The 23,844-nt window shown below is 35.0% G+C and carries 18 protein-coding genes; 8 read left to right on the top strand and 10 right to left on the bottom strand.

Annotation, left to right across the window (positions count from 1 at the left end; all coding sequences use genetic code 11):
- Positions 1 to 27: 27 nt before the first annotated feature.
- Positions 28 to 579, bottom strand: a complete 552-nt coding sequence (locus tag AC4FQ5_RS12090) for a DNA-3-methyladenine glycosylase I (RefSeq protein ID WP_491143622.1) — start codon at positions 577 to 579, stop codon at positions 28 to 30.
- A 180-nt stretch (positions 580 to 759) separates the two neighbouring features.
- Between AC4FQ5_RS12090 and AC4FQ5_RS12085 the strand changes: the two genes are divergently transcribed.
- Positions 760 to 1,269 carry a hypothetical protein gene (locus tag AC4FQ5_RS12085; protein WP_491143620.1) on the top strand — a complete coding sequence of 170 codons (510 nt, stop codon included), beginning with the start codon at positions 760 to 762 and terminating at the stop codon, positions 1,267 to 1,269.
- A gap of 74 nt (positions 1,270 to 1,343) precedes the next feature.
- Here AC4FQ5_RS12085 and AC4FQ5_RS12080 read toward each other — a convergent pair whose 3' ends face one another.
- The 5 genes from AC4FQ5_RS12080 to AC4FQ5_RS12060 form a co-directional block, all read right to left on the bottom strand.
- Complete coding sequence (locus tag AC4FQ5_RS12080) at positions 1,344 to 2,921, bottom strand: DHA2 family efflux MFS transporter permease subunit (RefSeq protein ID WP_491143618.1); 1,578 nt, start codon at positions 2,919 to 2,921, stop codon at positions 1,344 to 1,346.
- Between the two features lie 117 nt (positions 2,922 to 3,038).
- Entirely contained in the window at positions 3,039 to 4,142 is a 1,104-nt protein-coding gene (locus AC4FQ5_RS12075) for an HlyD family secretion protein (protein WP_491143617.1), read from the bottom strand.
- Between the two features lie 19 nt (positions 4,143 to 4,161).
- Positions 4,162 to 5,475 (bottom strand): TolC family protein, encoded by a 1,314-nt coding sequence (locus AC4FQ5_RS12070; protein WP_491143616.1) that lies wholly within the window; start codon positions 5,473 to 5,475, stop codon positions 4,162 to 4,164.
- Positions 5,459 to 6,085: a TetR/AcrR family transcriptional regulator gene (locus AC4FQ5_RS12065; protein ID WP_491143614.1), complete on the bottom strand. Its 627-nt coding sequence runs from the start codon at positions 6,083 to 6,085 to the stop codon at positions 5,459 to 5,461. Before AC4FQ5_RS12065 ends, AC4FQ5_RS12070 begins: the two co-directional genes overlap by 17 nt.
- Positions 6,086 to 6,765: 680 nt before the next feature.
- Positions 6,766 to 7,884 (bottom strand): DNA polymerase III subunit, encoded by a 1,119-nt coding sequence (locus AC4FQ5_RS12060; protein ID WP_491143612.1) that lies wholly within the window; start codon positions 7,882 to 7,884, stop codon positions 6,766 to 6,768.
- Positions 7,885 to 8,110: 226 nt separating this feature from the next.
- Here AC4FQ5_RS12060 and bamG point away from each other — a divergent pair, with 226 nt between their 5' ends.
- Genes bamG through AC4FQ5_RS12045 form a run of 3 tightly spaced genes read left to right on the top strand, consistent with a single transcriptional unit; the run spans position 8,111 to position 11,061 of the window.
- The gene (bamG, locus tag AC4FQ5_RS12055; protein WP_491143610.1) at positions 8,111 to 9,403 is read left to right on the top strand and encodes a BamG family beta-barrel-assembly machinery protein; all 1,293 of its coding nucleotides are present in this window, start codon (positions 8,111 to 8,113) and stop codon (positions 9,401 to 9,403) included.
- Between the two features lie 2 nt (positions 9,404 to 9,405).
- Entirely contained in the window at positions 9,406 to 10,002 is a 597-nt protein-coding gene (gene lptC / locus AC4FQ5_RS12050) for an LPS export ABC transporter periplasmic protein LptC (RefSeq protein ID WP_491143608.1), read from the top strand.
- 9 nt (positions 10,003 to 10,011) lie between these two features.
- Complete coding sequence (locus AC4FQ5_RS12045) at positions 10,012 to 11,061, top strand: anhydro-N-acetylmuramic acid kinase (RefSeq protein WP_491143606.1); 1,050 nt, start codon at positions 10,012 to 10,014, stop codon at positions 11,059 to 11,061.
- A gap of 244 nt (positions 11,062 to 11,305) precedes the next feature.
- Here AC4FQ5_RS12045 and AC4FQ5_RS12040 read toward each other — a convergent pair whose 3' ends face one another.
- The gene (locus AC4FQ5_RS12040) at positions 11,306 to 11,695 is read right to left on the bottom strand and encodes a hypothetical protein (RefSeq protein ID WP_047442614.1); all 390 of its coding nucleotides are present in this window, start codon (positions 11,693 to 11,695) and stop codon (positions 11,306 to 11,308) included.
- A 29-nt stretch (positions 11,696 to 11,724) separates the two neighbouring features.
- Here AC4FQ5_RS12040 and AC4FQ5_RS12035 point away from each other — a divergent pair, with 29 nt between their 5' ends.
- Entirely contained in the window at positions 11,725 to 12,336 is a 612-nt protein-coding gene (locus tag AC4FQ5_RS12035; RefSeq protein ID WP_491143604.1) for an NUDIX hydrolase, read from the top strand.
- Here the strand turns inward: AC4FQ5_RS12035 and AC4FQ5_RS12030 are convergent.
- The gene (locus AC4FQ5_RS12030; RefSeq protein WP_491143602.1) at positions 12,329 to 13,600 is read right to left on the bottom strand and encodes a UDP-N-acetylmuramoyl-tripeptide--D-alanyl-D-alanine ligase; all 1,272 of its coding nucleotides are present in this window, start codon (positions 13,598 to 13,600) and stop codon (positions 12,329 to 12,331) included. The two genes, AC4FQ5_RS12035 and AC4FQ5_RS12030, sit on opposite strands and share 8 nt — an antisense overlap.
- Before the next feature lie 61 nt (positions 13,601 to 13,661).
- A complete protein-coding gene (gene gldJ / locus AC4FQ5_RS12025; protein ID WP_491143600.1) occupies positions 13,662 to 15,263 on the bottom strand; it encodes a gliding motility lipoprotein GldJ in 1,602 nt (533 codons plus the stop codon).
- Between the two features lie 164 nt (positions 15,264 to 15,427).
- On the opposite strand from gldJ, the gene porU reads away from it, so the two are divergent.
- The 3 genes from porU to AC4FQ5_RS12010 all read left to right on the top strand — a co-directional run bounded on the left by porU (position 15,428) and on the right by AC4FQ5_RS12010 (position 22,984).
- Positions 15,428 to 19,321: a type IX secretion system sortase PorU gene (porU, locus tag AC4FQ5_RS12020; RefSeq protein WP_491143598.1), complete on the top strand. Its 3,894-nt coding sequence runs from the start codon at positions 15,428 to 15,430 to the stop codon at positions 19,319 to 19,321.
- 56 nt (positions 19,322 to 19,377) lie between these two features.
- On the top strand, positions 19,378 to 20,541 hold the full coding sequence (gene porV / locus AC4FQ5_RS12015; protein WP_491143596.1) for a type IX secretion system outer membrane channel protein PorV: 1,164 nt from the start codon (positions 19,378 to 19,380) through the stop codon (positions 20,539 to 20,541).
- 181 nt (positions 20,542 to 20,722) lie between these two features.
- Positions 20,723 to 22,984 carry an FUSC family protein gene (locus AC4FQ5_RS12010; RefSeq protein ID WP_491143595.1) on the top strand — a complete coding sequence of 754 codons (2,262 nt, stop codon included), beginning with the start codon at positions 20,723 to 20,725 and terminating at the stop codon, positions 22,982 to 22,984.
- Here the strand turns inward: AC4FQ5_RS12010 and AC4FQ5_RS12005 are convergent.
- The gene (locus AC4FQ5_RS12005; protein WP_491143593.1) at positions 22,965 to 23,579 is read right to left on the bottom strand and encodes a 4'-phosphopantetheinyl transferase family protein; all 615 of its coding nucleotides are present in this window, start codon (positions 23,577 to 23,579) and stop codon (positions 22,965 to 22,967) included. The genes AC4FQ5_RS12010 and AC4FQ5_RS12005 overlap by 20 nt on opposite strands.
- Positions 23,580 to 23,844: the final 265 nt, after the last annotated feature.

The following is a 23,844-nucleotide window of genomic DNA, read 5'->3' as shown; positions in this document are numbered from 1 at the left end:
TATTAAGAAAGTCCTAAATAATTTACTTTACTTTTTCATCCACATCGGATCACTCTTTAAAATCTGTTCATTCACCACACAATCTTCAGCATGAGCACCTTTCAGAAAACCGATGCTCATCAGAAATTCATTCACGATTTCTCCGCCAGTGAATTTGAATGTTTTTTTGAAAAGTTTCATCCAATCCTGTAAAGTTTTAGGATGGTGATGTTCCAGCCATTTTTCAAATGAGCCGAATTCTTTTTGCAGTTCGATAATGGTTTTAGCATTTTCTATAGCGGCGTTTACTTTCAGTTTATTCCTGATAATTCCGGGATCAGCCAGTAATCTCTCACGGTCTTCCTGGTTATAAGCAGCTATTTTTTTAATATTAAAATGATCATATGCTTTTCTGAAGCCTTCTTCTTTTTTCAGGATCGTTTCCCAGCTTAGCCCTGCCTGATTGATTTCCATAATCAGTCTTCCAAACAACTCATTATCATCGTGAATCGGATAACCATAATGGTTGTCGTGATACTTTTTGTGCAGTTCTTTTCGGCTTTCGGGTTGCATTTTTTCGATTACTGAACAATAACTCATGAGAATAGATTTTTGTTTTAGCTAAAATTTATTTAAAGCACAAAGATAAGATGTGATTGTGACAACTGTTAGTCAGCAGTAAAATTTATTTGAATTTAATAATTAATTTTAAACAATACATTTTGATTTAAAACGAATTTACTTAATTTCGTTTAACATAAATCACCAAAAAAAATCAGTATGAAAAACTTAATCATTTTATTTTTTGTATTACAAGTCGTGAGCTTCGGAACATTCTTGCACGCTCAGAAAATTGCTGACGGAGAAACTGTTGATGTCAATGGTATGAAAGTCAGTTTTAATATCGCCAATAAAGAAAGCGTACAGGTTGGCGGAAAAAATTTTGACCGCTACAAGGTTTCTGCTTCAGTAAAAAACACATCAGACAAATCTTATAACATCCGATTGACTTCTTATCCGCAAATGGTTTTAGATACAGGAATTGTAGAACTAGACTGTGTAAATGCAACCGGAGCAAAACTGACGTCAAAAAAGGTTCAGCTTAAAATGAAAACCCAAATGATCAATGTGAGCTACTCTGCCTATGATAAATCAGGAAAGTCGGTTACTAATATTCTTCCTGTGATCGGAAGTTATTATTTTGATTCCGGAGATACGATCAGCGACAATGCAATTTTTATCGTTCCCGCAGGAGAAAAACCTGAAGTGAATGTGAGAAGTTTAAGATAAAATTGTCAAATCAGACAACCTTTTTTTTAAAGACTAACAAAAAAACCTCTGAAAATTTTCAGAGGTTTATATTTTTAGTGCATTGCTTCACTCAGGTCTATTTTTTCTTTGCTTTTCCGCTCTCTGATGAAGAGAATAAATGGAATACAAACTAAAAATGCAATTCCCAAATATAAGAAAACATCCATATATGAAAGTACGGTTGCCTGTTTCGTTACGGTCATATCCATAACTTTGTAGGCTGCGTTCATGGCTGCATCGGGAGTCATTCCTTTTGCTATGAAACTGGCTTTCAGTCCTGCCAATCTTTGCTGAACATCAAAACTGTCTGCATCTAAGTGTGAAATTAAATTCACCCTGTATTTTTGGCTTGCATTGGCAATAAATGTAGTAATGGCAGCGATTCCGAAAGATCCTCCAAGCTGTCTCATCATTCCTGTAAATGCTGCTCCCTGTCCGATCTCCTGACCCTTTAAGGTGCTTAATGACAAAGAAGTAATTGGGATAAATAATAATCCTAATCCCATTCCTCTTACGATCAGCATCCAGAAGAATGCATCTTTACTCGTGTCCGGCGTTAAGATTTTATATCCCCAGAAACTGTAAACAAAGAATATAAATAATCCTAACGAAACTAAAATCTGCTGCTTTGCTCCTTTTGAAAGTAATCTTCCGATAATCGGCATCATAAATGCGGTCGTCAAAGCTGCCGGAATCATCAAAGCTCCTGACTGAAGTGCCGTCCAACCCAAAATACTCTGCGTATACAACGGAACAATAAACGTAGAACCATACAAACCAAATCCTAACACAAAAGACATTACGGTTCCGATTCTCAGGTTTCCGTTCTTTAAAACACGAAGCTCTACGATAGGATATTTAAATGTCAATTCGCGCCAAAGGAATAAAATAAATCCTAAAACGGCCGTTGTAGTAAAGGTTACGATCATTCCGCTTTCAAACCAGTCTTCTTCATGACCTCTTTCTAAAATAAACTGTAAAGAACCAACGGTCAAAGCCAACAGCATAATTCCCAACCAGTCAACATCAGAAGCTTTCCTTTTTTCAGAGAATTTCGGACTTTTTACAAATTGTAAAGTCATTAAAGTAGCTGCAATCCCAATCGGAATATTAATATAGAAAATATACGGCCAACTGAAATTATCTACAATATAACCTCCCAAAGGCGGACCTAAAGTGGGACCAATAATGACTCCTAAACCGTAGATCGCCTGAGCCATGCTTCGTTTTTCAACGGGATAAGATTCAGTGATAATGGTCTGTGAGGTTACGAGCAATGCTCCACCTCCTATTCCCTGCATCAATCTGAAAAATACCAGTTCCCAGATATTATCTGCATTTCCGCAGAGAAACGAGAAAATGGTAAATATAATGATGGATGCTGCAAAGTAATTTCTTCTTCCGAACTGCTGGGAAAGCCAGCTCGTCATTGGTACAACGATTACGTTACCAATTGCATAAGCAGTGATTACCCACCCCACTTCAGAAAGTGTGGCTCCAAGGTTACCTTTCATTTCATTGAGGGCAACGTTTACAATCGTGGAATCCACAATTTCAAGCAAAGCACAAAGAATAGCCGTGATCGTAATGATCACTCTTCGGGCTCCGTATTCTACTAATGAATCTTGCATTTGATATTTAATTTAAAGATTAAAAAAATTAAAGGATTAAAAGATTACTGACCCGCATAATTATTATTTTTATCTGTCCTGTAATCTTTTAATATTTGAATCTTTTAATTATTTAATCTACTTTAAAGAAACCTCTGCCTTCACATTCATTCCTGTTCTTAATCTTTTTGCAATCTTTGGATCCAATTTCACAAAATCGATTTTTATAGGAAGTCTCTGTACTACTTTTACGAAGTTTCCACTTGCGTTATCCGGAGGCAAAATTGAAAATGTAGAACCTGTAGCCGGAGAGAATGAACTTACAACTCCTTCAAAATCGGTATCAGGAAAAGCATCGATCTCGATTTTCACTTTCTGACCTTCTACCATTTTGGCAACCTGAGTTTCCTTAAAATTGGCAATGACCCATTTCTGATCATTTTTAACCAAGCTGAACAATTGAGAACCTGCCTGTAAAAACTGACCTGCCTGAATCGGAACTTTTCCTACGAAACCATCTTCAGGAGCAACAATTACAGTGTAAGAAAGATTTAATCTTGCACTTTCTACATCTACTTCTCTCTGTTTAGCCACAGAACCTGCAACAGAAATCTGCTGAGAACTTGCTTCAGTCTGAGAAGAAGCAATACCTGTTTGCTGTGCAATCTGATTTCTTGTATCAACCAAAACCTGTAATTGCTTATCTGCAGACTGTTTTGCTGCTAAAGCCTGCTCATATTGTTGTTCTGTAATCGAATGATCTTTCACAAGAATAGAATATCTTTTTAAATCCTGAGAAGTTTTCCAGACATTTACTTTTGCTGCTTCAATTTGTGCATTTGCAGTTGCTACAGCTGCCTGAGAACTGTTGATATTTTTTGAAGTTGCATTGGTAGATGATTTAGCTGATGAAATATTACTTTTTGCAGTTGATAAAGCTGCCTCAGCTTGTTCTAAAGCCATTTTTTGATCTTTATTATCCAAAATAACCAAAGTATCTCCTTTTTTTACAAATTGGTTATCCTTTACTTTTACTTCTGCCACATAACCTGAGATTTTAGAAATTACAGGATTCATGTTAGAGGCAATCTGTGCATCATCAGTTTCTTCGTGAATCTGTCCGTAAGAATACGTTCTGTAACCGTAAATCCCTCCTACGATAACGATTACCGCTAATATGACCGGGAAAACTAAACTTTTTTTCTTTTTAGGTTCAGTCGCTTGTGTGGTATTATTTTCCATTGTTGGTATAGTTCTTTGTTTATTTAATTGTTAAAGTTCCTGTAGTCTGTAAAAGTTTTCTGTAAGCCAATGCTGCGTCTGCTTTAGCATTGATCACTCCGACGTTTGCAGAAATCTGAGCCGCATCTGCATCCAACAATTCTGTCATTGTTGCCAAACCGTTATCATATTTATTTTTGGTAATTCTATAATTTTCATTAGCCTGAACAGCCGCTTTTTCGAAAACTGCGATTCTCTTTTTAGAATAATCGGTATTTTGGAATTCTCTGTTGATGTCTAATTTGATATTGTCATTCAACAGTTCATTGGTTGCCGACAACTGCATTTCTCTTGCTTTCGACTGCTTCAATGCAGAATTTTCTTTCCAGAGATTTGATAAATTGTAAGAAACTCCTACTCCTACATTTACTGCATTATAAATTGTCAGAAATTTCGGAATATCTGCTGCAACATAACCACTTGTAAATGCTATTGAAGGAAGGTTTTCGGCTTTTGCAGATTTTGTTCCAAGCTCTGCTGCTTTTCTCTGCTGCTCCAAAGCCTGAAGATCTTTTCGGTTTTCTCTGGCTGCATTCAGATAAAAATCAACAGGTTTTACATCATCCGCTTCATCGATATATTGCTGGTCAACTTCAATTTCGGTTGCTTCGGGAAGTCCTAAAAGCAAATCCATATTGATGTTGGCAATATTGTAATTGTTTTTAGCTTCTAATAATTGTAATTCAATGTTTGAAGTCTGAAGATTTGCCTTTAAACGGTCATTTCTTGCGATCACTCCGTTGTTTTCAAGCTTAAGAAAAGTTTCGTCTCTTTTTTGAGAAGCACTTAAGTTTTCTTCTAAAACTTTGATCGACTGATTGGCTTTAAATAAATTATTATAAGCCTGTGCAACATTATAAGCAATGGCTACTTTGTCATTTTCTGTGCTTAATTTTGAGGCTTCCACCAAATATTTTGCAGACTGAATTCCATATTTGATTCTTCCACCACTATAAATCGGAACACTTAAATTCGCTGATCCATAAGCAACCTGATGAACTTCCGGTCCTCCCGCAGATGAAACTCCGGGAATCTTTAAATCGATCGTTGGTTTTAGCGGAAGGTAAAGATAACTTCCCGAAACAGACAAATCCGGAAGCTGTCTGTTCTTTGCAGCCAAAAGATCAGCCGTAGCTTCTTCTATTCTGGCAGCATCTATTTTTAAACTTTTGCTGTTCTGGATTCCCAACTGTACGGCTTCATCGAGGCTGAGTTGTTTTTTTTCCTGAGCATTTGCACTTGCGATTCCTATAAATAAGGAAAGAGCAATAACTGAGTTATTTATTCTCTTCATAACCTAAAAGGTCTTTTAAAATATATTTTATATGTTTATTGAGTTCTGTATAATATTTCTCCTCAAAAGCTTCATCATCTTCTGTATTATTCAGGAATTCTTTGTACATCTCTTTTGCATTGGATGCATAGAACAAGGTTCCGCTTACCGTAGAATGCAGTAAATAAATCGGTGGATTTTTAGTGAAAATTCCTTTTTGGAGACCACTTTCCAGAATTTTTGAATACATAGAGATAAATCCGAGTTTTGTCTGCTTAAGAAATTCTACAATCTGTGGATTTTCTGTATGAAGCTGCTCTCTCTGCATGATTCTGTAAAAACATTTCTGATGCCTTACTCTACCTGCAAACTGATCAACAATCTTTTCTATTTTTTCCCATTCGTTAATATCTGTTCGTTCTAAGATATCTTTTGAGAAAAACTGCCCTTCACTCATCCTGTATTCAACCAATTTCTCATAAAGTTTCTCTTTAGAACCGAAATAATAAGAGATCATCGAGATATTGACGTTTGCCGCTTTAGAAATTTCCCTCGTGGAAGTTCCCTGAAAACCATGCTCAGCAAAAAGCTTTTCAGCGGCAAATAATATATTTTCTTCTTTTGAAATCATTATGTTTTCATTTTTGAAGGGGCAAAGATACACAAGATTTTGAAAAAATCAAACGATTGATTGATTTTTTAATTTAATTTTAATATTGGTTAATTTAATTTTGAAAATTATTCTTGTATAAGCGTTAAACACAATTTTTGTCATTCCAGAGGAATCTCAACAGCATAAAACAGGATAATCCAAATTCCTCTGGAATATCAAACTTTGAGAATTATTTGAAAAAAATTGAAAATAATGAGTATTTGAAATAATATAATCTTTGTCATTCCGGAGGAATCTCTACAAAAGTAGATTTAGATTCCTAACGGAATGACAAACTTTGTTTCAGACTTGATTATAAAAATATCCGTAATATTAGCACCTAAAAATTGCATTTTTACAAAGTAAACTTAGATTCTAGCGGAATGACAACTTTGTTTCAGACTTGATTAAAAAAGATTCGTGATATTAGCGGCTAAAAATTGCATTTTACAAAGTAAACTTAGATTCTAGCGGAATGACAAACTTTGTTTCAGATTTGATTATAAAAAGATTCGTGATATTAGCGGCTAAAAATTGCATTTTTACGAAGTAAACTTAGATTACTGACGGAATGACAAACTTTGAGAATAATTTGAAAAATCTACGGTTAAATTAAAAAAAAATAAAACAAAACTCCGATAATTGTGTGTCAAAGATTTTTATGAATTCTTATGAATGTACCTCGATAATTTGATCCCGAGATCTGTCCAGACAATTTTGGGATTTCCGTTTCTGGTCAAATGAAGATCTGCAGCATTGATTTCTTCTAAAATACTGATGATATTTGTACCACTGATAAATTTTGAAAAACCAGCCCAGTTAAAGCCGTTTGCATCTATTTTTTTGTACACCAGTTCTTCCGACTGATAATTCTGAAGCAAAGCCAATCTGAAAATCTCGGAAGCGTAATTCAGAAAATTCTTCTGTTTCTCTCTGTTCCATCCTGCAATTTCTTTTGCCCAGACAATAATATTTTTAAGAAATTCAGGTTTCTTTTTTACCTGAAACGCATCACGAACCCATTGTACAAAAAGTCTTTCAAACTCCGGATTTTTGATCTCGGCATTCAGAAGTTTTATTGCTTCGTTGAGATTTCCCTGTGCTTCATGAGCAATCGCTTTTGCCTGATCGTCAGAAGCTGCAAATTGATTTTTCAGATGATTCATCAAATCTTCATCCGCAATTCTGGGCACTTCAATGATCTGTGTTCTTGAAATAATTGTTGGGAGAATATCGTCGGTATTTTCTGCCGTTAGAAGAATAATTGTTTTTGCCGGTGGCTCTTCCAGAAATTTCAGGAATTTGTTTGAAGCTGCAATATTCATTTTATCAGCTCGCCAAACGATGAGAATTTTGGTTCCGCCTTCAAAACTTTTCAGGGCAAATTTCTGATTCTGATCATCAATTTCATCTGCAGAAATAAAGAGCTGCTTATTTTCTGAATCTAAAAATGCTGTCCAATCATCATAACTTGCGTACGGCGACTCCAACATCATTTCCCGGAACTGATCAAATTTATTTTTACTTAAAGAATTTTTGTTGTCGGTAAATACCGGAAAGCTGAAATGTAAATCCAAATGATTAAGGTGCTCAACCTTTGAAGCTGCATGTTCATTTTCGCCCTTCAGGATTTCTCTCGCATACGCTAAAACCAACGGCATCGTTCCGTAACCTTCTTTTCCTATGAAAAGCTGGGCGTGGCTTACTCTGTTTTCGGCAATGCTGTCTCGAAGAAGTTTTTTAAGATTTTCCTGTCCGGCGATGTTTTCCCAATTCATGTTTCAAAGATAAAAGAATTTTACGGAAATGGGAATTGATGAATTGTGAATTTTGCAATACAAAACATCATAAGCAAATTATGAATTTAAAAAATTTGACAGTAAAGCGGTTGGCAATTCGCAATTGATTATTCACCATAAAATCCCCTTAACAAACTTTAACCTCGGTAAATTTTTACAATTCATTAATATTTAAGATATTTGCGCATTATTTTAAAAATCTAGAATGAAAAAAATTTTTGTACTATCATTCATTTCTGTTGGGTATTTCCTTAACGCGCAAAGTTTGAGCAATTCGCCCTATGCGACTTATGGAATTGGTGATGTAAAATATGATAATACGATTGAAACTTCCTCTATGGGAGGCATCTCAACTGCTTATATCAGTGACTTCACAAGTAACTTTAATTTCGGAAACCCTGCCAACAACAGCAATTTCGAACTTACAAGTATCAAACTTGAAGCTACAAACGAGAATAATTACTTTAAAACTGATTATAACAATACAAAGTCTACAAAACATTCTACGTATTTATCTAATATCTCATTGGCTTTTCCTATTTCTTCGAAAATAAAAATGGGATTTTTGTATCAGCCATACAGTTCAAAGAGCTATGACATCGTTAATACAGAAACGAGAACAGATGCAATAACGGGTCAAGAAACCATTTACGGTAACCGTTTTACAGGGAGTGGAACATTGAATACTGCACAGGCTGCCATATCATACAAAATAAACTCTCAATTTGCTGTTGGTGCACGTGCCAATTACTATTTTGGAAATCTGTATGATACTAATGAATTTACTACTTCAAATGCTGAATTGATCAACGGATATGAGACTAAAAACAGCATTAAAAATTTTAATTTCACTTTAGGTACAAGCTACCAAAAACTTAACACAAGTACAGACCGTAAGTTTACATTAGGTGCAACAGCTACTTTTGGGAATACAAGTAATATGACCACAGAATATCTGAACAGTACTTATTACTATTCTGATGGTGACGTAAAAGAAGCACAGACTACAATAGATCAAAAAAGTACGAGTTCTAAAAACTTACTTCCGTTACAGGCATCTTTAGGGGTTGGCTACGGAAGCGAAAACCAATGGTTCTTATCTGCTCAGGTAGATTACAAAAAAGGAGAAACTATTAGCTATTTTGGAAATACTTTTGACTTTAATGATTCTTACAGAATATCAGCAGGTGGTTGGTATTTACCCAATTACAATAACTTCAGAAGCTATTTTTCAAGAATGGTCTACCGTTATGGCGCATTCTACGAAAAAGGAAATCTGAAGATTGCAGGAACCGACATCAATAAATTCGGAATTTCTGCGGGAGTTATGCTTCCATTCAAAACCAGCAGCATTACAAGAATGAGTGGTCTTGAAATTGGTGTGGAACTGGGAAAAAGAGGAACTCTTAAAAACAATCTGATTAATCAGAATTATGTTAATTTAAAAGTAGGATTCAATTTTGCTGATAAGTGGTTTAGAAAATCTCTGTACAACTAGTCATGAATTTGATGTCAAACATATCATATAAAAATATAGCATACCTTTTTAGTTGTGCTATATTTTTTGTGTTCACTTCCTGCGAAGAAGATTTGACCAAACAAGATAAAAATCAAAGTAAAAACTTCCCTTCGCAGATCATCAAAAACGCTAACATCATTCAAAGAGATTCTGGGTTTGTTTCTTTGAGAGCCACCGCACCTATCATCGAAAAATATGAATTGATAGATAGCCCTTACACGGTGGCAAGAAAAGGAATGAAGATTGAATTTTTTGACAAGAAAAAACCTAAAAACCCGGGAAATATTACTGCAAAATATGCAAAAATATATGATTATAAGCAGTTTTTTGAAGCCCGGGGAAATGTGAAAATTCTGACGAACGAGGGACAGCGATTTGCCACCCAAAGTGTGTTCTGGGATCAGAGAAAGAAAAGAATATATACCAGAGATACCGTCTACGCAACGATGGAAGACGGCTCTACCTTAGTTCACGCCAACGGAATGACCGCTAAAGACGATTTTTCCGAATACACGTTTTATAATAATTCCGGTGATCTTGATATCAGCAAGACCAAAATTGCAGAATCTAAAAAATAAAGTTAAAAGATGACGACTTTTCAGGCAATCGGGTTGATGTCAGGAACAAGCTTAGACGGTTTGGATATCTGTCTGGCAAAGTTTGAAAAGCAAAACTCAGTCTGGAAATTTCAAATTTTAAAGGCTGAAACAATATCTTATACAAAAGATCTTGAAGATCAATTGAGAAATTCCATTCATTTATCTGCTGAAAAGCTTTTAGAACTTCATTCAGAATACGGTTTTTACTTGGGAAAAGAAGTTAAAAATTTTATTTCAAGACATCAAATTGAAAATATTGACCTCATTTCTTCACACGGACACACCGTTTTTCATCAGCCCCAAAAAAAATTTACCTTACAGATTGGTGACGGAAGAGCCATCAGGATCGAAACCTGTTTACCCGTTGTCTATGATTTCCGTTCTCAGGACGTTTTAATGGGCGGAAATGGAGCTCCCTTGGTTCCGATTGGTGATGAACTTCTTTTTTCAGAATATGATGCCTGTCTGAATCTGGGAGGATTTTCTAATATTTCATTAAAATTAAACCACAAAAGAATCGCTTTTGATATTGCACCTGTCAATATTATCTTAAATAAAATTGCTCAAAACTGCAATCAGAATTTTGACGAAAACGGAAATTTAGCAAAAGAAGGAAAAATAAATACGGAATTACTCAATACACTTAATTCAATCGAATTTTACGATCAATCTCATCCGAAATCATTGGGAATTGAGTGGTGTAATGAAAATATATTCCAATTGTTTAAAGGATTAGATTCAAAAGACATTTTAGCCACTTTTACGGAACATTCTGCGGAGCAGATTTCAAAGGTTTTGAATCAATATCAACTGAAAAAAGTATTATTTACAGGTGGCGGAACTTACAATTCTTATTTAATTGAAAAAATAAAGGAAAAAACAAACTCAGAAATTGTAATCCCTGAAAAGGAAATTATTGATTTTAAAGAAGCTTTGATCTTCGCTTTTATGGGAGTTTTAAGAATGAATAAAGAAATTAATGTTCTATCTTCCGCTACAGGAAGCACTTCGGATCATAGTTCAGGAATTATTGCATAGAACTTTAAATACTATACTACTTTATGTCACACTATGTTTGTCATTCCGCAGGAATCCCAACACAATAAGCGATATTTAGATTCCTGCGGAATGGACAAACGTGGGTTTATAAAATTATATAAAAGAACATTTATCTCTGAAGTTTTTTTATTGCTTACTCAAAAGATCTAAACTTCTACGGAATGACAAATATGGTTTTAAAATATTGCATAAAAAAAACCTTCATCTCTGAAGGTTCTGATCTTTATTTATAAGCTTCAATCTTATCCGTTAAGGTATTGATAAAATTCTGAAGCGGTTTTTCAACCATCATTTTAATGAAAGGATTAAATTTTCCTTCAAAAAGCATCTGCACTTCTGTCTGATTTTCACTGAGAGGTTTTAAAGTTGCCGTAAGAGCGAAGTCTAAACTTGAACTTGCAGACTTTAAAACAGCCTTTTCTTCGGTTACTTCATCGATTTTTAAAGCGATTTCGGGCATTCCCTGAAGTCCGAATTTGAACCCATCTTCTCTGCTTTCAAACTTCTGAAGACCGTCTGGCATAAAATCTTTGTAATTTTCCGGTGTTTTCAGCAACTCAGATAACTCTTTAGATGATTTATTGACAACAATTTTTCGTCCTTCTAAATTCATTTTTTTATTTTTGTATTAAATTCTTACAAATGTATAAAGTTTTTGTGAACGAAAAAAAATTATTACTCTCTAAGCAGTCTGAAGACTTAGAAAAAACTCTGAAATATGAAAGTTTCACAACTTTAGAGATTGCGCTTGATCTTCTTCAGAATACATCGGTAAAAGAGCTGAATGTTTTTGGAGAACAGATCGACGAAATGTGGGAAGAATTTAAAAAACTTTTCAGAATCATTGAAGCAGCAGGTGGTATCGTCAACAGACCAAATGGGGACATACTTTTCATCAAAAGATTGGGAAAATGGGATCTGCCAAAGGGAAAAATGGAAAAAGGAGAATCCCGTGAAGAATCTGCGGTAAGAGAAATTGAAGAAGAAACAAACCTGCAAAATGTAGAACTCTTAGATTTCATCAACACAACTTACCATATTTATATTGAGAGAAATGGCGACAGAGTACTGAAATACACCCATTGGTTTGAAATGAACTTTGATGGCGAAGATACCTCAAAACCTCAGATTGAAGAAGGCATCACTGAAGTCGCATGGAAAAACACCTCACAAATTGAAAGCGAAGTTTTTCCAAGTACATTTAAAAACATTCAATTAATAATCAAAGAATTCTGGGAAACGAAAACTAAATAAAATCGATCGCTTTCTCTAATGAAATACCTCTTGAAGCCTTTAATAAAACATTTTCTGACTGAATTTTGTTGGAACTGAGGTATTGAATTAATTCTGCTGTATTTTCGAACGATTTTGGTGAATCATTGACTGCCTTAAAGTGTTTTCCCACAGTGATAATTTCGTTGAAACCAAGATCATGAGCAGTTTTCAGAATGTTTTGATGTTCTGTTATGCTTTCCTCTCCCAATTCAAGCATATCACCTATTACAATGGTTTTCGTGCCTTCAAAAGATATGAAATTATGCAGTGAAGCAGTCATAGAACTTGGGTTTGCATTGTAAGTATCTAAAACCAAAGTTTTATTGCCTTTTTTCACAATTTGAGAACGCATATTTGTAGGCGTATAACTTTCTATTGCTTTCTTTATCTGGTTAATTTCAACGCCGAAATGAAGTCCGAAACTTGCAGCAGCACAAAGATTAGTAAAATTATAATCCCCTGTAAGCTGTGATAATGCTTTTGTATCCTGATACTCTAAACCAACAAAATGTTCATGTGAAAATATTTGAAAAAAATAATCAGAAGTAATCTTACCAAAAGTTATTTTCGAAAGATAATCTTCTGTTTTTTCTACCTGAATATGATCATTTCCGTTCACCAAAATAGTTTGCTGATTACTTTTAAGATAATCGTACAGCTCAGATTTTCCTTTTATAACTCCTTCAAATCCTCCAAACCCTTCCAAATGTGCTTTTCCAAAATTGGTAATATATCCGAAATTCGGTTTTGCTAAAGTACATAAAAGTTCAATTTCTTTCTGATGATTGGCTCCCATTTCGATAACAGCCATTTCATGCTCTGGTTTTATTGATAAAATCGTAAGCGGAACTCCGATATGATTATTCAAATTTCCGTAGGTATACTGAACATTGAATTTTTGTGAGAGCACGGCATGAATTAATTCTTTTGTAGTTGTTTTACCATTGCTTCCGGTCAGTCCGATCATCGGGATATGCAAGTGATTTCTGTGGTGTACAGAAAGGTTTTGCAGAAAATCTAAAGTTGACGGTACATAGAATATATTTTTATCTTTATTTTCAAAATTCTCATCTTCAACAATTACAGCCAAAGCTCCGTCTTCAATTGCTTTTTCAGCTAAAGATGCTGCATTGAAATTATCTCCGGAAAAGGCAAAGAAAATATCACCGGCATTGATTTTTCTACTATCAATGGTTACTTTTTCCGCTTTCAAAAATAAAGGATAAAACTGTTCTGCATTCATGCATCAAAAATAAAAAAACCTCCCGAAAAATCAGGAGGTTTTTTATAAGTATTTTGAAATATTATCTTCTTGTTCTAGCTTTATCGCTAACTCTTGCATCCTGAGCTACACGGAAACCAATCCATCCGTAACCAGAATCTTCTTTCTTGTATCTTCTTTGTCCCGGATCTAACCAATACGCAGAATCTTGCCAAGAACCACCTTTGATTACTCTGATGTCATTAGTGATCGCAGATGTTCTCTCTTTAGTATCTTTCTGCAAGACTACTCTTCCGTTTCCGTCAACCACAAATCTGGTTGTAGGAGCGTTGTACATATTGTAAGAAGCAGAAGAATCACTTGCGTTTCTATAATCTAGTGAAGACATTCTGTCACCATCTCTGTAGTTTCTGTAATCAGCAATTGTTTGTCTCTCGAACTGACCCGGCAAGTTTTTGTAAACGAGTCTTCCATCAGCTAAAGTATCATATTTAATACTACCTTCATCTACCATTTTGTAAGTACCGTCACCGTTTCTTACGATAGCTTGAGGCATATTTCCTCTGTAATAATTGAAATCTGTGAAGTCTTCATCAATGATTGGTCTGTATACATCAGCCGTCCATTCTGCAACGTTTCCGAACATACCATATACACCGATATCGTTTGAAGGGAATTGTCTTACATCAGAAGTCTGAGCAGCACCATCGTTTTTCCAACCTGCAGGTCCTGAATAATCTCCTCTACCTTGCTTGAAGTTAGCTAAAATCATCCCTCTGTCTTTACCCTTAGTACCTCTAAGTTTATCGATCTGTGGTTTTTTCTCTGTATAGTTGTTATACTCTCTGTTTTTTTCCATACCAAGAGCTGCATATTCCCATTCAACTTCTGTAGGAAGTCTGAATTTCGTAACCATTGCCGAACTAGGAGATCTGTTGGCAGCAAGCAATCTTTGGTTTGTCGTTTTCATACCAGATTTCTGTGCCATTCTCTGCTGGTTGATGTATCCTTGCATTTCAGGATCATTCGATTTGAATTTATCCATATTGAATGCAGTTCCACCCTGGTTGTTAGATTCGTTGATGTACAAATCTTTTGCAATAATACCTGCTTGCATTAAAGCTTTTTCGTTTGCTCTGTCTGTCAACCACTCACAGTATCTGTTGGCTTGTGTCCAAGAAACACCTACTACCGGATAATAATCATAGTTCTGATCTCTGAAATAAGTTTCATTAAGATCATTTCTAGATAATTTATTATCCCATAATAAAGTATCAGGCAGGGCACCATTGTAGATTTCCTTGAAACTTGGATCACTTGGAGGAAATACATACTTCAACCATGTAAGGTATTCGCGGTATTCGTAGTTAGTAATTTCTGTTTCACCGATAAAGAAAGAACTTACCTGCATTCTGCGAGGCGAGTTATTCCAATCGTGCATAACATCATCTTTCACTAATCCCATGGTAAAAGTTCCACCTTCCACATATACCATTCCTGGCCAACCTTTCTGCTTTTGTTGCTTTCCTGCAAAAAACCAACCTTGTTTTTCGTTTGGTTTCCAACCTGTCTTGCTGACAAATTTTTTAGTACCGCCTCCTTTGCTGGTACTAGACCCTCCACAGCTGGTTAATGCAAGTGTAGAACTTAATGCTATTAATGAAAACAACTTTAGTTTTTTCATAGTCGATATAAATATTATTCAAAGTACAAAGAAAAAATAAATTATTCAATAAATCAAATAAAGATTTGATTTTTTTGAAAAACGTTTGCAAATTAATTTTATTGTATCGCTACTTATTATAAAATTTTCATTTATTTTGTAATTTAGAAATTTCAAAAATAAACATGAGACTAAAAATAACTCTTTTATTCCTATTTGCTTTTGTATCAACGGTTTGGGCTCAAAGAATCACCATAGAATGGAATGGTGCAAAAATCGAAGACTTTGGCGATGTAAAAAGAAATCTACCCAACTTCAAAAATGAGGGTTTTTCTTACAGCCAGAATAATATCTTCATCCAGAACAAACAAAAAACGGGAGAAGGACAGATAAGAGTTTCCAATCTTGTATGGGAACCGATCTCAGCTAAAGATTTATTTGACATTAATAAAGATCTTCTGCCAGATTATGACATCGCAGAGATCAATTATTATTTTATTGAAGGCGAAAGAATTGCCAACACAACTGTAGGATTATTTAAAAATGTAAAAGGAAGAATCCTAAGACTTTCTTCTTTCGAACTCAGCCCTTCTAATTTGCCTGTGAATTTCAGCGCACAGAAAGTAGGATCAACAGCAAACCCTTTATCGAGCGGCGGTTTCTATAAAATTAAAGTCGACAAATCCGGAATTTTCAAAATCACTGCGCAGTTTCTAAGAGATATCGGAATCAACCCTTCTAATGTAAATCCTAAAAACTTCAGAATTTACGGAAACGGAGGAATTATGCTTCCTGAGCATAATCAGGATGTCAAATACAGCGCATTGCAGGAGAACTCTATTCAGGTTGTAGGTGAAGATGATGGCGTATGGAATGATGCTGATTACGCATTGTTTTATGCGCAGGGACCGAATGGCTATAATCTCTATAATCCGAGCAACGGAAATGGCTTTAAGCGTACAGATACCCGATTTGAGAGGAGTGAAAACGTAAAAAATATTTATGAAGATTTTTCTTATTACTACATCAATTATGACAAAGGTACAGGAAAAAGAGTTCAGAATGTTGACTTAAACTTACCTGCAACAGCACCAATTACGAGATTTGATAATTATCAGGTTGTCAATAACGATCAAAAAAACCTGCTAAAAGTAGGAAGAACATGGGTAGAGGAAACTTCGTTTACTACTGATAAGACTGTGACCTTTAATTTAAATTCTCCAATTCAGGGAGGAGATAATATTAAATATACCACACAGGTGATTGGCTATAGATCTCAAGGCAATAACATTGGGTTTGATATTAATAACCAAAACCCTTCTACACAATCATCCGGATCGGGTGATTTGGATTTCAGACCTTTTATATTTACCGGAACAGTGAGTAATTTAAGCGGAAATCAAATTTCTATCAATTATAAACCCAATATTGCAACAAATCCTAATGGTTTGTTCTATTTGGATTTTATCGAAATTCAGTACAAAGAAGATCTTAAATTCAACGGAAGTCAAATGAATTTCAGAGATTTCTCGCTCCAAAGCGGAACAAATACCAACTATGGCTTCAGTATTTCAAACACAGCCGGAATGGAGCAGGTTTGGGACGTTACTGACATTACCAACGCCAACAGAAGAGTAAATAAAGCTGCCGGAAGCGGTTCTTTTAATTTCGCCTATGCAACTTCAGATCCTAATTTTAATAATGAATTTGTAGCATTCAGAGCAGATGCAGCATATACTCCACAATTTGTTGAGAAAATCAGCAACCAAAATCTTTCTGCATTACAAAATGTAGATTATCTGATCATCGCACCACCAGAAATGATGTCGCAAGCTCAGAGATTGGCAAATTACCACCAGACAAAAAACAACTTTAATGTTCAGATTGTAGATCCTTCAAAAATCTATAACGAATTTGGCAGCGGAAGCAGAGATCTTACTGCAATCCGAGATTTTGTGACAAAACTGAATACTCCGCTTGGAAGTTTGAAATATGTTTTCATATTAGGTGATACTTCTTATGATTACAAAAACAGAATTCCAAATAATTCTAACGTAGTATCAAGTTATCAGAGTGAAAGCTCAAGTGATTTTATCTCGTCTTTTGTTACTGATGATTATATTGTCATGACAAAACCTCAGACAACATCTTTCATTACCAACAATTTACCCGATCTTCCTGTAGGAAGAATTCCTGCGGCAAACCCTACAGAGGCTGCCAATATGATAGATAAGACATTGGCTTATTACAATTCATTATCGGGACAGTCAACACCTTTTGGAGAATGGAGGATGAAACTTGATTTTGTTGTAGATGATGATGATGACAATGATGATTTTCCGGGAGGAACACCTTTTCATACAACAATGAACAATACTTTATCCAGTATATTTGAATCCGGAACATCTCTTAAGGAATACAATATAAGAAAATTATACCTTGATGCATTTCAGGCACAAAGTACAGCGGGTGGACAAAGATACCCTCAGATAAACCAGGCGATTTCAAATGATATGGGCAACAGTTTGTATCTCTTCTATTTCGGACATGGAGGAATCAACGGTTGGGCACAGGAAAGGGTTTTCACTTTAGATGAAATTCAAAATGCCAACAATTTTTCTCCGGTATACAGCAGATTTCCATTTGTATCAACCATCACCTGCGAATTTACGCTTTGGGATGAGCCGGGAACATCTTCTGCCGGAGAACAGCTGATGAAACTGAAACAGGGAGGTGCAGCCGCAATGATTACTTCAAGCCGTGCAGTAGGTGTTGGGTATGGAGTTCTTTTTACGGATGATTATACTAAAGATATTTTTAAAATGGTCAATGATGATTTTGTATCATTGGGCGATTCTCATTTAAATGCTAAAAAAGCAAGGGGTGCAGATTCTAATCATTTAAAAGTAAATTTCCTTGGAGATCCTGCCATGAAACTGAGCAGACCAAAAAGATTATTGATGATTGACGCAATTGAGACACCCGTTCCAGGATTGATCAGAGGATTAGATTTTGTAAAAATCACCGGTCATATCAATAATGCTAGCGGAACTACCAATACTACTTTTAACGGAAGAGTTGTCATCAATATCTTTGATAAAAGGCTTAATAAGTCAACTTTAAATAATGACGGAGCTTTAAGTCCTACATTAAATTACACAGAAGAAGGAAGTGCCATTGTAAAAGCTTCAGGAACTGCTGTAAATGGAATTTTCACAATAGAGTTCTATGTACCTAAAGACATCAATTATGCTGTAGGTGAAGGAAGATTACTAGGATATGCAGACAATAAAGCTATTGATGTATTCAACAATCAGGCAGTTCAGGTAGGTGATCTCAATCCTAACGGAATCAACGATAATGAGCCTCCAAAAGTAAAATTATATATGAACAATACCAATTTTGCCAATGGTGGAATTACCGATCAACATCCCGTGCTTCTTGCCTGTGTAACAGATGATACCGGAATAAATTCTACAGGGTCTGGTATTGGTCATGATATTACTGTATATTTGGACGGACAAATTATTAACACCGTAGTTTTAAATGATTTCTACGCTTCAGGTGAAGGAAATGGGTGTCTTAATCCAAGTTTGGCAGACTATCAAAAAGGAAATGTAAGCTATCCTTTCAGAAATTTGGCAATAGGACAACATCAGTTGACATTTAAAGTTTGGGATATAAACAATAATTCGACAACTGAAACGTTAAACTTTGAAGTTAAAGATGAAGCAGATCAGCATTTAATAATCAACAGACCACTGAACTGGCCAAATCCTTTTACAAACAAAACGTATATTCATTTTGAACACAATTGTGATGATATTTTAGATGTAAATGTGCAGATATACACCATTACAGGGAAATTAGTAAAAACTTTGAGTCAGCCGGTGGTTGCAGAACCCTTTCTACAGGGCTTTAGAACGCCTCGTCAGGCAATAGAATGGGACGGAAAAGACGATTTTGGTGACACAGTTGCAAAAGGTACGTATATTTTTAAGATATTTGCAAAAAGTCAAAATCAAGAAAAATGCAAAGGGAGTGCTACAGCTGTAGAAAAAATGGTACTTTTGAAGTAAAATAATAAGAAATTAAGAATATCAATAAAAAACTGATAATATATAAAAGACAACATATGAATTTAACTACTAAACTGCTTTTGGGGATTGGTTTAAGTGCTGGGTTTTTAGGCTATGCACAGGATTTGAGTCAGGTAAGACCTGTATTAACCGGAGCTCCATTCCTGAGAATTGCACCAGATGCAAGATCGGGTGGTATGGGGGATCAAGGGGTCGTTACTTCCCCAGATGCTTTTTCTCAATTTTGGAATGCAGCAAAATATCCTTTTAGCAGAACAAGTTCTTCTGTAGGTATCAACTACACACCATACATGGGAAAACTTACGAATGATGTATTTTTACTCTATGGAGCTTTCCATAAATTTATAGGTTCAGAGGAAAGATCTACCATTTCTGCAAGTATTTATTACTTTAATATGGGTGAGGTTGATCTTACTTCTCTTGTAGGAAATGAGGTAACTTCTAACGGTACTTCTAAGCCAAACGAATTCTCAGTAGATATTGCGTACGGTCTGAAACTTTCTGATTCTTTCTCCGGAGCTGTAACTGGTAGATTTATTCGTTCAGATTTGGCCGGTGGATTCAACACAGATACGACACTTAAACCTGCAAATAGCTTTGCAGTAGATATTTCAGCATACTATACTTCACCTAAGTTCTCTAGTTTTGGAGGATATGATGGTAAAGTTAATGCTGGTTTTGCTATGACTAACATAGGTCCGAAATTAGATTATACAGGAGATGAAGAATCAAGATCTTATCTTCCTACCATGGCAAGATTGGGTATTGGTTATGATATGTATCTGGATGATGTAAACAGAGTTGGTTTGAGCGTTGAAGGTTCAAAAATCCTAGTACCGGGATCAGAATTCGTAGGAAACGATCCGAACACAAGACAGCCAATTTATGCTGTACCAAACGTAGGAGTAATGTCCGGAATCGGAAAATCTTTTAAAAACCCTGAATCAATCATGTACAGTGGTGCTTTAGAATATTCTTACGACAATGCATTTGCTGTAAGAGGAGGTTATTTCCACGAAAGTGATGTACAGGGAGCAAGACAATTTGCAACTGCAGGTATTGGTTTAAAATACCGTTCTTTCGGATTAGACATCTCTTATTTGATCAATATGTCTAAAATCAATACTGCTTTGGACAATACACTACGTTTCGGTCTTACCTGGAACATCGGTGAAGAAACTTCTAATGTAGATAACTAAGAATATCAAACATAAAATATAAAAGCTCCAATACATGGAGCTTTTTTTGTTAATCTAAATTCACAATTCAGTTCCGAAGAAAAATTCATGACCCATCTTAAAAATCAGATATTAACAAAATATGTTCACAAAAGTCTAGCAATTATGGGGCTTTTTGTTTTTCAATAATTATTTTTGTAGTATGAACTATTCTGCGGAGCTAAAAAAGATCGTAACCAGTCAATATGTATATTCTTCGATAAGAATTACATTGGCTACGGTTATTCCGTGTTTGATACTCTCCTATTTTGGCTTACTAAAAGAATATTTCTTATTTCCTCTTGGGACCAGTTTCGTTGCATTGACAGATCAACCCGGCCCCTTTATCCGAAGAAGAAACTCACTTACTTTTGCTATTTTCTGTTTTGTGATCGTCTCATCGATTGCAAGTTTAGTCAAAGGAATAATCCCATTGGTTATCACAGAAATTATCATTTTCGGAATGTTTTTTTCGCTGATTGGCGTGTATGGTCAGAGACTTGCCGCAGTCGGATCTTTGGCGTTGGTTGTTCTCGCAATTTTTATAGACGGACATTTAACGGGAACCAATATTTTAAAAAGTTTACTGATTTTCGCTGCCGGTTGTATCTGGTTTTTATTGATTTTCTTAATTGTAACAACCATTCAGCCTTACAAACTGGCAAGTCAGATGATTGGTGAAAATTATCTTCAGCTTGCAGAATTTTTGAGGATTAAAGCAAATTTCTATCAGAAAAATCCAGATTTTGACAAATTAAACACGCAGGTAATTGCAAAACAGATCGAAATTAAAAACCTTCAGGAAGAAACCCGTGAGACGGTTTTTAAAACCCGAACAATTGTCAACGAATCTACTACCATAAGCAGACTTCTGATGTTGACATTTTTGAATTCAATGGATCTGCATGAAAAATTGATGACTTCGGAAAGTGATTACAAAAAACTGCAGCAGAGTTTTGAAGATTCTACTATTTTAGTTAACATCCATGATTATTTAAATATACTTTCCGAGGAGATTGCCAATATCGGAATTTCACTTCAAAGCAGCACTCGTGCAAAACCTATTTTTAATCTTGAGGCTCGTTCGCAGGATCTCAACGTTCATTATTTTGAGCTTAGAAATAAGCAAATGACTCCCGACAATCTCGAAAATTTCATGATTTTGAGACAGATCATGATGCGTATTAACGAGATTACAAAAGAGATCAATGAAATTTACAAAGTATTTGCCCAAAATGTAAAACTGGCAAAAAGCCTTTCAACAGGTCTTGATCTGAAAAAATTTATGCCGAATGAGGAGAAAATCAATTTTAAAGTTTTAAAAAGTAATATATCGCTTACCTCATCACATTTTCGTCATGCAATAAGAATTACGGTGGCTTTATTTTTGGGATACTTGGTTTCTCTTTTACCATTTTTGGTAATTGGTCATACATATTGGATCTTAATCACCATTGTTGCTATTTTAAAACCCGCCTACTCCATTACCAAACAGAGAAATCTTCTTCGTTTTTACGGTACAGTTGCAGGCGCAGTTATCGCTTATGCTATTTTATATTTTGTCAATATCAACGCTATCCTTTTTGCAATTCTTTTACTGAGTATGATTTTATGCTTCAGTTTGTTGAAGGGAAGATATTTTTGGGCAGTTCTCTTTATGACGATGTATGTTTTTATGAGTTTTAATTTCTTAAATCCTGGGAATATTAATGTCATTTTTAAAGACAGAATTGTAGATACGATTATAGCGGGAATTATTGCTTTTCTGGTTTCTTATATGGTGCTTCCGGTTTGGGAACATACACAGAATTTAGAATTGATGAAAAAATCTGCAGAATCTAATCTCACCTATTTCCACAGCGTGATGGCTAAATTTCTGAATGAAGATTTTGATATTGAAGATTATAAAGTTAAAAGAAAAAATGCCATCATTTCATTGGCTAATCTTTCGGATAATTTTCAGAGAATGATTTCCGATCCCAAAAATCAGCAGAAAAAACTGGAAGTCGTGCATCAGTTTGTTGCAACATCGCATTTGATTACAGCTTATACTGCTTCCCTTTCACAATATTCTAAAAACAATAAAAAATATCCGGAAATAGATTCTGAAAGCTGGACAAAAAAAATAGAAGCCGAAATGAATCAGGTTTGCGTATTGCTGAACGGAGAAAAAATTACGGAAACATTAAAAATGGAAAGCCGTCTTGAGCCGGAAGATTCATCAATTGAAAATTTACTGCTTCAAAGAAAATCTGAACTTTTAGAAAATGAACTCTTTGACCGCAGAGACCCGAATAAAATTTCACATTTAACGGAACTTAAAAACATCCACGATGTTTTGGAATTGATCTATGACGTCGCAAAAGAACAGCGGAAAGTAATTCAGACGTACAGAGCAGAAACCACTACTCTTCCACAATCGTAAAGCAATAATCGTCAAAAAACTTTACTCTCGCTTTAAACTCATCTGAAATCTGATCGTCATGCACTCTGCAACTGATATCAAAAAGATATTTAAGTTCAAAAGGCTTTACTTCGTAATGCTTTTTCAGTGACCAATGTTTGGAGTGGTGAATTTTGTACATACTTTCTTTTACGCTCCAGATGATCGTATAAAAAGTGACCTCATTATCAAAAGGTATAAAACCTCTCTCGTTTTCGTAAGTAAACTTATCTATTACCCTTAAAATTTTAGGGTTAAATTTCTCAATATCAATTCCTATTTTACTTTTAGAAATGGCAATTGCAGCGAACGGAAAAGAATGTGTGATCGAGATCTCAGCATCTTTTGGTGAAAGAAAAGGTTCTCTTTCTTTGTATAGAATTTTGGAATTTGGTTTTAAACTTTTCAAAAGTTTTCTCACCATTAAAACCTCCAACAGCTTTTTCGGATGATAGTCTTTTACTTTTTCGGCATTTTCCGGCTCCAGAAGTTCATCAGGATTCAACTCTTCATCTTCCTCATATTTCCATACAAGAATCGTGGCTTTGTCATCAGAAAAATCTCGGTAAAGAGGCATTGGATAAATTATTGGGTAAAATTAATGAAAAAAAATGGCTGGAAGCAGGAAGTTTACCAGAATGTTTGTCATCCTGACAGCATCTAAGCGTAGTAGTTTAAAAAAGCTATTGAGATGCTTTCAGCATGACAAATAAAATACAAAAATTTTGAAAATAAAAAAGTTCACAAAAGAATATTAATAAACTTAAGTAAACTTTTTTTAATATCGTCATGAAAACTTAAAATAATAAAGTAAAAAGCTTAAAAACTTCCCGCTTGCATCA

The sequence above is a fragment of the Chryseobacterium sp. DT-167 genome (assembly GCF_058310155.1).
This window is presented reverse-complemented; position numbering and strand designations above follow the sequence as displayed.